This is a genomic window from Neobacillus drentensis (assembly GCF_036965425.1).
GTDB classification, from domain to species: domain Bacteria; phylum Bacillota; class Bacilli; order Bacillales; family Cytobacillaceae; genus Neobacillus; species Neobacillus drentensis_F.
The window spans coordinates 11,525-20,841 of sequence record NZ_JBALPP010000031.1; the positions used below are offsets into that span (position 1 = coordinate 11,525).

General features: G+C 37.1%; 7 protein-coding genes. 3 read left to right on the top strand and 4 right to left on the bottom strand.

Translation table 11 applies throughout. From position 1 onward, the window contains the following. Positions 1 to 112: 112 nt before the first annotated feature. Together V7161_RS08020 and V7161_RS08025 are read right to left on the bottom strand one after the other, a co-directional pair. Positions 113 to 889 (bottom strand): class I SAM-dependent methyltransferase, encoded by a 777-nt coding sequence (locus tag V7161_RS08020; protein ID WP_335443858.1) that lies wholly within the window; start codon positions 887 to 889, stop codon positions 113 to 115. Positions 890 to 1,140: 251 nt separating this feature from the next. Continuing rightward, positions 1,141 to 2,400, bottom strand: coding sequence for a cation:dicarboxylate symporter family transporter (locus tag V7161_RS08025; protein WP_335443860.1), 1,260 nt, complete (start codon positions 2,398 to 2,400; stop codon positions 1,141 to 1,143). Between the two features lie 160 nt (positions 2,401 to 2,560). On the opposite strand from V7161_RS08025, the gene V7161_RS08030 reads away from it, so the two are divergent. Together V7161_RS08030 and V7161_RS08035 are read left to right on the top strand one after the other, a co-directional pair. After that, entirely contained in the window at positions 2,561 to 3,835 is a 1,275-nt protein-coding gene (locus V7161_RS08030) for a sensor histidine kinase (protein WP_335443863.1), read from the top strand. Between the two features lie 5 nt (positions 3,836 to 3,840). Further along, entirely contained in the window at positions 3,841 to 4,797 is a 957-nt protein-coding gene (locus tag V7161_RS08035; RefSeq protein WP_335443865.1) for a response regulator, read from the top strand. Between the two features lie 175 nt (positions 4,798 to 4,972). Here the strand turns inward: V7161_RS08035 and V7161_RS08040 are convergent, their stop codons facing one another. After that, on the bottom strand, positions 4,973 to 5,860 hold the full coding sequence (locus V7161_RS08040) for a LysR family transcriptional regulator (RefSeq protein ID WP_335443867.1): 888 nt from the start codon (positions 5,858 to 5,860) through the stop codon (positions 4,973 to 4,975). A gap of 332 nt (positions 5,861 to 6,192) precedes the next feature. Here V7161_RS08040 and V7161_RS08045 point away from each other — a divergent pair, with 332 nt between their 5' ends. Then, positions 6,193 to 7,362, top strand: a complete 1,170-nt coding sequence (locus tag V7161_RS08045) for an MFS transporter (RefSeq protein WP_335443870.1) — start codon at positions 6,193 to 6,195, stop codon at positions 7,360 to 7,362. A gap of 68 nt (positions 7,363 to 7,430) precedes the next feature. On the opposite strand, the gene V7161_RS08050 is transcribed toward V7161_RS08045, so the two are convergent. Beyond that, the gene (locus V7161_RS08050) at positions 7,431 to 9,284 is read right to left on the bottom strand and encodes a histidine kinase dimerization/phosphoacceptor domain -containing protein (protein ID WP_335443873.1); all 1,854 of its coding nucleotides are present in this window, start codon (positions 9,282 to 9,284) and stop codon (positions 7,431 to 7,433) included. Positions 9,285 to 9,317 lie beyond the last annotated feature (33 nt).

The window sequence follows — 9,317 nt, forward strand, 5'->3', positions numbered from 1 at the left end:
TAAGTATTTCTGTTTATATTTCATATAATATCTGCCATAAATTATTTGTTTAATGGGGACAGAGGGGACGGTTCTTGTGGCTTTTTTAAGCCATGAGACCCGTCCCTGTGGCTTATTTCCTTCCACTCAAAATCACTGCATTTCCTAATACTTTTTTGTTCCATAAGAGCTTGGGCAATTTCATGGCTTTAGCAAGCGGGCAGCTAGTCAATTCAGATACACCATGTTTTTTTAAGTCATTTAAAAGCTCTTTCCCAAATATTTTTTCATCCATAAATAAATCTAAGAAGACAAATTCACCGCCAGGTTTTAGCACTCTTAAAGCTTCTTTTATAACTTCCGTTTTATTTTTTCTATCCTTTACTTCATGAAAGGTTAGGCAACTGACAATGATATCAAATTCATTATCCTTAAAAGGGAGTTCTGAAGCACTTGCTTTCAGAAAATCAATCCGATCAGCGACCCCTTCTATTTCTGCATTCTGCTGGCATTGCGCTTTCGAATATTCCCAATTCCCGCCCCAATAATCAATTCCAGTTAAAAGGGACTCCGGAAAAGCCTTTGCCAGTTTAATAATCAGTGAACCACTGCCTGTACCTATATCAAGTATTTTTCCTTTTCCATCACCATTCACTTTGGCCACAATTAAATCATGGATTTTTGACTGATAATTTCCCCCAAATGCGGCGAATTGGTAAACAGAATATGAAAGGATAAATGCTATATAAATAAAAGGCAACGCTAAAATCCCAGACAGTACACGCAGATATAAATGAACAGGCAATAGGGTTACCAATAGAAGCAGGAGTGATATACCTAAAAAAATACCTAGTTTGTAAATTCGAATCCATGTTTGATATTTCGGTTTTGTTTTCAAGTTATCTGCCATCCCTTCACCCCAATGATCATCATTAACTAATCTAATCATAAACCGTACAGTCCATTATTTACAGGGATGGTATCGAATTAATTCGACATTCCTTTATTAGTTTTGTGAGATAAATCCATAATTGGAGTGAAAATAATCATTTTCTGGGGAATATTGTTCTTTTTTCTGATACTAGTTTCGACAATCATTTGTGCCTGTGGCTCTCAAAAACCAAAAGGCACAACCAGCTGGTTATGCCTTTTTGAATCGCCTTATGCGACTTGTTTTTCGTGATGCAATTTGTCGTGTTCTTTGATTTTATAACCTTCCCACCTAGAAATAACAATTGCAGCAAGTGAGTTACCAACAATGTTTACACATGTACGTGCCATGTCTAGCAGCCTGTCTACGCCTAGAATAAACGCCAAGCCCTCTACAGGAACACCAACACTTCCTAACGTTGAAAGCAGAACGACAATCGAAACACCTGGAACACCTGCAATCCCTTTCGAGGTAATCATTAAAATAAGAACTAATGTGATCTGGGCGCCTATGCTCATATGAATGCCATACATTTGGGCAATAAACAACGCTGCAATCGCTTGATACAATGTAGAGCCATCAAGATTAAAGGAATAACCAGTCGGGATGACAAAAGATGTAATCCCTTTCGGACAGCCGATTCGTTCCATTTTTTCCATGATTTTTGGAAGAACCGTTTCCGAGCTTGCAGTCGAATAGCCAAGAATTAATTCGTCTTTCAAATAAGCCAATAATTTGAAAATGTTATAGCCTGCGATTTTCGCCACAATACCTAGAACCACGATCGTAAAGAAGGCCATCGCACCATAAACGGTAAAGACTAGTTTGCCAAGCGGAATAAGTGATTCTAATCCAAATTTTGAAACTGTAACACCGATTAAAGCAAACACCCCTAATGGAGCAAGCTTCATAATCTGATTGGTTACATAGAACATGGCATCAGCGGTGCCTCTAAAAAACTCAATAATCGGTTTGCCTTTTTCACCAATTGCTGCAACACCAATACCAAACATAACGGAGAAGAAAATAATCGCCAGCATATCTCCATTTGCAAAAGCCTGAACCACATTGGTCGGTACGATATTTACAAAAGTATCAATATGAGAGTGGGACTCCGTTGCTTTTTCCGTTGTCACATAGGAACTGATATCTGATTTAACAAGTTGTGAACGATCCACACCTGAACCTGGATGGAAAACGTTCGCTACTAATAAACCAACAACAATCGCAATGGTTGTAATGATTTCAAAATAAAGAAGAGTTTTACCGCCGAGCTTTCCTAACGATTTCATATCGCCAGTACCGGCTACACCCACAACAAGGCAGGAAATGACAATCGGAACCACGATCATTTTAATTAATCGTAAAAAGATGGTTCCAATCGGCTGTAAAAATTGCTCTATATGTGGATTTCCATAAAAAATGGCTCCCACAGTAATCCCAAGGACTAAACCAATAAAAATTTGCCATGCTAAACTAATTTTTTTCACTCGCTTCTCTCCCATCGATAAGTTTTTTGATACTATTAAAGTAGAAAGTATTATGCAAACGATTTCACTATTAACATTAACGTATAACCTACGGTAAACTACAAAAAACTACAAAGTTGAATAAATAATTTTTATAATTAACAAAATTTTTCAACTATAGATGGGGGATAAGGGTATTCGCGATAAATTATTAGCCTATTTATTTATGATCATTGCTGTGCCCATTACCGGCGAATTAAAATATTACCCAATAAGCGGTGCTGATTTAAGATTCAGCATGAGTACAACTGTTTTCTTCTTTATCCTGTTATGGTCACGTAAGATCCATCCTGTTTTGGCCGGCTTTTTAACAGGAAGTGCAGTTGTTTGTTTTCGGATCATTCTGGACAAGGTTCAAGTTGGCTCATTCCATTTTCCTAACCATTTTCCCGTGTTTTTTTATTACATGGTGTATGGCCTGTTTTTTCATATTTTTAAAGTGAAAAAATTGTATCACCGGCCGCTCCTCATTGGTTTACTTGGAATGGTGCTTGAAATCATGGGTAATTTTACTGAAATGAACATTCGTCATTTTACAACTGATATGAAAATGACAAACTCGAGCTTCTTCATTATTGTGGGGGTTGCGATCATCCGCAGTTTCTTTGTGCTCGGTTTTTTCAATACGATCTTAGTACGTGAAACAAGGCTGGCTGAAGAGCAGCAACGGAAGCGGACCGAAGAGGTTTTACTTTTAGTCTCAAATTTATATGTAGAAATGTTTCAATTGGAAAAATCAGCAAAAAATGCGGAGAAGTTAACCAGCGCCTGCTACTCCATTTATCGTGATTTAAAAGCTCTAAACAATCCAAATCAAGCGCAAGAGATGCTGAAAATCGCAGGGGAATTACATGAAATTAAAAAAGATCATCAACGTATATATGCCGGTTTGTCCAAATTAATGGCCAAAGAAAAGCTAGATGACTTTATGAACATTCGGGAAATCATTTCTGTTGCCACCATCTCAAATACTAATTATAGTGAGTTGCTAGAGAAAACGATTGATTTTCAGGTGAGAATTTCCAATGAACATCCCAAGTACCATACCTTTATCCTCCTTTCCCTAATCAATAATCTTCTCGCCAATGCTGTAGAAGCCATCCATCAGGCGGGGCAGATTGTGGTAACAGTTGATAGGATTCAAGACCTTGTCAAAATAACGATAAAGGATAATGGAAGCGGGATTTCTGAAAAAAACAAAGTGTATATTTTTGAACCAGGCTTTACAACGAAATTTGATCAAGCCGGAATTGCTTCAAATGGAATCGGTTTATCATACACAAAAAATGTCATTGAAAATCTGGGCGGTAAAATTCACCTGATTGAGTCTTCAAAAGAAAAAGGTACAACCTTTGAAATTCTACTTCCAGTTGAAAATTTAATAAAAAAGGAGTGATTACCGTGAATTTTTTTATAATCGATGATACTGCCACTATCAGAGGGATGCTCTCTAATATTATTGAAGAAGAAGGATTGGGTTCAGTGGTCGGGGAGGCAGCGGACGGGGCTGAAGTGGATGCTGATAACCTCGCCATGCTGGATGTCGATATCCTAATGATTGATCTGCTCATGCCCGTCAGGGACGGGATTGAGACGGTGAGAGAAATCGCTCCCTTCTTTCATGGAAAAATCATCATGATCTCTCAAGTCGAAACGAAGGATATGATTAGCGAAGCATATTCCCTAGGTGTTGAGCATTATATCACAAAGCCGATTAACCGGCTTGAGGTGGTAAGTGTCATTAAGAAAGTAAGTGACTACTTGGTGATGGAAAAATCACTTCATAACATCCAAAAATCATTAAGCTTTTTAACGAAGCACAATAGAAACGATCTTCCTTTTGAAAATACTCGTCATGAAAAACAACCTTCGTTTAATTCCGCTGCTAAAAGTATTCTTCTTGAACTTGGGATTGTAGGTAAGAGCGGTGAAAAGGATCTCTTAGATCTTTTACCAATTTTGCACCAATGGGACACGGAAGGAAAACGGGACATTCCGCCTTTAAAAGAGCTATATGAGCAGGCGGCCAAAAAACGGCTAGGTTCATCCATTACACCTGAGGCATTAAGAAAAGAAGGTAAAGCGGTGGAACAACGGATTCGCCGAACCCTCCAACAGGTTCTCGAGCATCTTGCCTCACTGGGTTTAACCGATTTTGCCAATCCTACATTTGAGTACTACTCATCCAAATTGTTTGACTATACCCAAGTACGAATGAAAATGCTCGAACTCGAAGGAAAAAACCAAACCACTACCACCCGAATTGACATCAAAAAATTCTTCCATGCTTTACTCATGGAGACGAAGGTTAGGATGAGACGGGGAGACCATGTGGACGTTTCTCGCGGCTTTTTTTGAGCCAAGAGAATCGTCAGTACATATCTAAACAAATTTGTAATTTTGGACCAACAAGTCAACCTTGGTAATATTTATAAGATGCAAAGAGCTATTCATTTTTTAAAGGTAAGGCTGTTGAAAAGAACCCCGACAGCCTTTTAATCACATTTTTAATATCATTTACTAATTTAAGAATTTAAAATTTCGCCTGAATTGCTTTTAAAAACATATCAGCAGCTACGGAAAAAGACTGATGCTTCTTCCAAACTATATTTAAGCCTGATTCAAGTCTTGGCTCTAGCGGTCTAAAACAAAGATTACTATCACTAGACGTATTTACTATTTTATCAAGGGTTATTGCATAACCAATACCCTCTTCCACCATGATGGCAGCATTATAGGCTAGATTGTATGTAGTAACAACGTTTAACTTATAAAAATCTTCACCAAACCAATCAGCAAATTCATTTTTTGAAAATGTCTGTTTTATAGCCTGTCGTGAACAAATCACCGGAACATTTAATAAATCCGCTGCTATAATGGTATCTTTGATTGCAAGAGGACTGTCTTTCCTCATAATAACGCCCCAAACATCTTTGGCAGGGATATTAATATAATTATATTTCGATAAATCTGCTGGTTGAATTAAAATGCCAAAATCAAGCAATCCCTTGTCAATCCGTTCGGTCACATCGTCTGAGTTTCCGCTATACAAGTGATACCGTATATTTGGATAACGCAACTGTAATTCTTTTGCTACCCGCGCAATCTGTCTCATGGCGTCTGTTTCCCCGCCACCTATGTAAACATCACCACCTATTGTGTCCTCCATAGAATAAAATTCTGCCTCTAGTTTATCGACCATTTCAATGATTTCTTCTGCCCTTTTTCGCAGGAGCATTCCATCATCCGTAAGAATGATACTGTGACTACTGCGAATGAATAGTTTTTTCCCTAACTCTTGTTCAAGGTCTTTTAATTGTCTTGACAGGGTTGGCTGTGTCACATGCAAGAAATCAGCAGCCCCTGTAATGCTTCCTTCTCTTGCGACAGTAAGAAAATAGCGCAAAACTCTTAATTCCATAAACACTCCTCCTTCATAATGTTTTATTATATTCGTTGCAGAAATGCCTAACAAGCATAACTCGATATAAGATATAGGTATTTGTTATATACAAAAGGCACAGCTAGAATAAATAACAGGGGGTGAAAACATCAGTAAGATGATGTTTTCTTAGCTCAATATTAACGAATGGAAGGAAAAATTAATTTCTATTTGGTTGGTCATATGATGATTCCACTATAAGGTTTTTAATTGATCACCTATCTATTATGGGAATCTATATTTGTGGGACACATTATGCTTTGAAATTTATTCACAAGCAGGAAAAAGGAGCAGAGGAGAAATGGTGAGAAATGCAAAAACAAAATAACTTACTCATATTTATATTAACCATTGGAGTCTTCGGCATATTAAATACAGAAATGGGAGTTATTGGGATATTGCCTTCGATTACTGATCAGTTTCATGTCAGTATATCAAAAGCAGGATGGCTGGTGAGTTTTTTTGCCCTTGTTGTTGCATTATCTGGTCCAACGATGCCTTTATTGTTTTCGGGATTCAATCGGAAGAAGATCATGCTACTTGTACTAGGTGTTTTCGTTTTGGGGAACCTCGTATCCATATTTACATCGAACTTTACCATTCTATTAATGGCTCGTATCATTCCAGCCTTTTTTCATCCAATTTATTGTTCATTGGCATTTTCAGTAGCTGCTGTCTCAGTAAGTAAAGAAGAAGCTCCAAAAGCTGTTTCCAAAGTATTCATTGGAGTATCTGCCGGTATGGTAATCGGTGTACCAGTCTCAAGCTTTATTGCTAGTACAGTTTCTTTACAAATGGCGATGGTATTCTTTGCTGTTGTAAATGCTATAGCATTGATTGCTACATTGATATTTGTACCATCCATGCCGGTAGAGGAAAGACTTTCTTACGGAGCACAATTATCGGTATTAAAGAAATCAATTACTTGGCTTTCTATTGTGACTGTCATTTTATTAAATTCTGCTGTATTTGGAGTTTATAGTTATCTTGCTGATTACCTGAAAACAGTTACGAATATGTCTTCGAATTTTATTAGTTTAATATTATTCATCTACGGTGGAGCCAATATTATTGGAAATATTGTGGCAGGGAAATTACTAACTAAAAATGCGAAGAAATCTGTTATATTATATCCTTTTGTATTGGGGGCAGTTTATATCCTATTATTTTTCACAGGGCAGTTTACCGTACCTATGGCGTTCATTACTTTCATTTGGGGAATATTGGCTGGTATTGGAGGCAATATCACTCAGTATTGGATTATGACTGCATCTCCAGAAACTCCAGATTTCGCTAATGGATTATTTCTAACATCTGCTAACTTAGGAACAACAATTGGTGCAGCAGTAGGCGGGTTATTTATATCAGATATGGGTACACAATACGTTGTGTTAGTGGGAATTCTATCATTGATACTAGGTTTGTTAACTATTTTATTAAGAAATTACTTGTATAGTCCTATAAAACAACTCACCACATAAGGAAGGCCATGGGGGACGGTACTTGTGGCTCAAAAAAACCGCAAGTACCGTCCCCATAGTTTTCCCTATCAATGCAGAAAAATCCGCTCGGTTGGGAGTTTGATTTCCACGGCTGTATTTTCTTTTTCACTTCTAAAATTCATTTCCCCTTGAAAGTCGCTGGCGACAATTCCTTGCAAAATAGATAATCCAAGGCTATCTACTTTTGTGATATCAAAGTTTTCTGGGAATCCACGCCCATTGTCACGAACGGATAAAAAGATATAATCGTCAAACCGTTTACACTGAATATCAATCATACCGGATTCCATATCTTTAAAGGCATGCTTGAAGCAGTTCATGACTAACTCATTGATCATCAGCGCAATGGATGTGGCTTTGTTATACGGGATGAGTATATCATCCAAATCTAAATGGATCTCGACTTTTGGCTGATCATTAATGAGGCCGATAATCGCTTCAATAATTTGTTTCACGTTAATGATACTTCTTCCTAATTTGTCTTTCGAAAGAAGATTATGGACGGAAGCGATACTTTTGATTCGGTTAATAATACTATCCAATAAATCATCAATGGATTGATCCGGGGTATTTTTTACAAACATTTTTTGTAAGGATATCAAGCTTACAACCGATTGAAGATTATTTTTGATCCGATGATGACTTTCTTGTAGTAACGCGGATTTCCCCAATAATCTTGTGTCTTCAATCGCAATGGCAGCATGAAGCGCTAACGCTGATAAATGTTTAGACTCCTCTTTCGAATGAACATATAAGTTTTCGTAAGATAATTGAATGATTCCTGTGACTTGAGATCGAATAAAAACAGGAACACAGATAATGGTTTTTACATTTTCGATCTTTTCAAACAAGGAGTTGAATTCGCGATCATTTTGATTGGCATAAAAGATGTCTTTCCCTTTCGAGATTAATAAAATCGCTTCTTTGGTCAATTGAGCTTTTATGTTTTTATTATTGTTGAATTCAAAATCATCAATCGTACTCCAGGTGGACTCATCGATTAATTTAATGGAGCAGCCATCCGCATTCATGAGACGTGTAGCTTCTTTCGCTAACAGTAATAGTACATCTTTTAGCTCGTATTCCGATGTCAAAAATTCTGCCGCTTTAAAAACGGCATCAAGGACATTTTTTGTATCATCAGCCTCATTAAGCTGATCGTTCTCTTTAAAATTGTAATCTTCAATTTTCCTTAACAAACTTTGCGGGTCACTTTTTGCTTTGTCAGCGGGCATTTCATCCGTAATGGTTCCCTTGGATAGAATCGAGATTCGGTCCGCAAGCTTTAAGGCATCTTCCCATTGTTTCGTGATATAAATAATGCTTCTTCCTTCTTCTTTAAATTGCTTCATGGTATTGTATAGCTTTGTTGCATTTTCAGCGGACAGTCCTTCCATCGGTTCGTGCATGATAATGACTTCAGGGTATTGTAAGAAAATGCGGGTGATATAGACAAGTCGTCTGTCCTCATCTGATAAATTTCGCACTTTCGTTCGATAATCGATTGGGAAGTCTAACTTTTCTAAATAAATTTTTGACTTAGACTTAATTTTGCGCCAATTGATAAACGGAAGGAATCTCATGGTAGGTATATTTCCTAAATTGAGATTTTCCGCAACGGAGAAGTTGTTAATCAATGACGGCTTTTGATGTAATATGGCAATTTTATTCTTATTGTGTTTATTTGTTTTAAGGCTTTGATCCTTAAATCTTAATTCTCCCTGCGCCTTTGGATGATCTAGTAAATTCTTGATGGATTCGATCAAAACCTTTTGTTCAGAGCTGTTTTTGACAATGATTGCATGAATTTCTGAATATCTTAAATTTATATTTATATTTTTTATATGTCCATCAGGTGTATTCTTTGTAAGATTCCTACATTCAAATATAAACTTCGACAAAATCCTGCCTCCACCTTTTATATAGTTCTATAG

Excerpts from the sequence above, each read along its gene's own strand:
- V7161_RS08020 (WP_335443858.1), bottom strand. The coding sequence starts at position 889 with ATGGCAGATAACTTGAAAACAAAACCGAAATATCAAACATGGATTCGA.
- V7161_RS08040 (WP_335443867.1), bottom strand. The coding sequence starts at position 5,860 with ATGGAATTAAGAGTTTTGCGCTATTTTCTTACTGTCGCAAGAGAAGGA.
- V7161_RS08030 (WP_335443863.1), top strand. The coding sequence starts at position 2,561 with ATGGGGGATAAGGGTATTCGCGATAAATTATTAGCCTATTTATTTATG.
- V7161_RS08045 (WP_335443870.1), top strand. The coding sequence starts at position 6,193 with ATGCAAAAACAAAATAACTTACTCATATTTATATTAACCATTGGAGTC.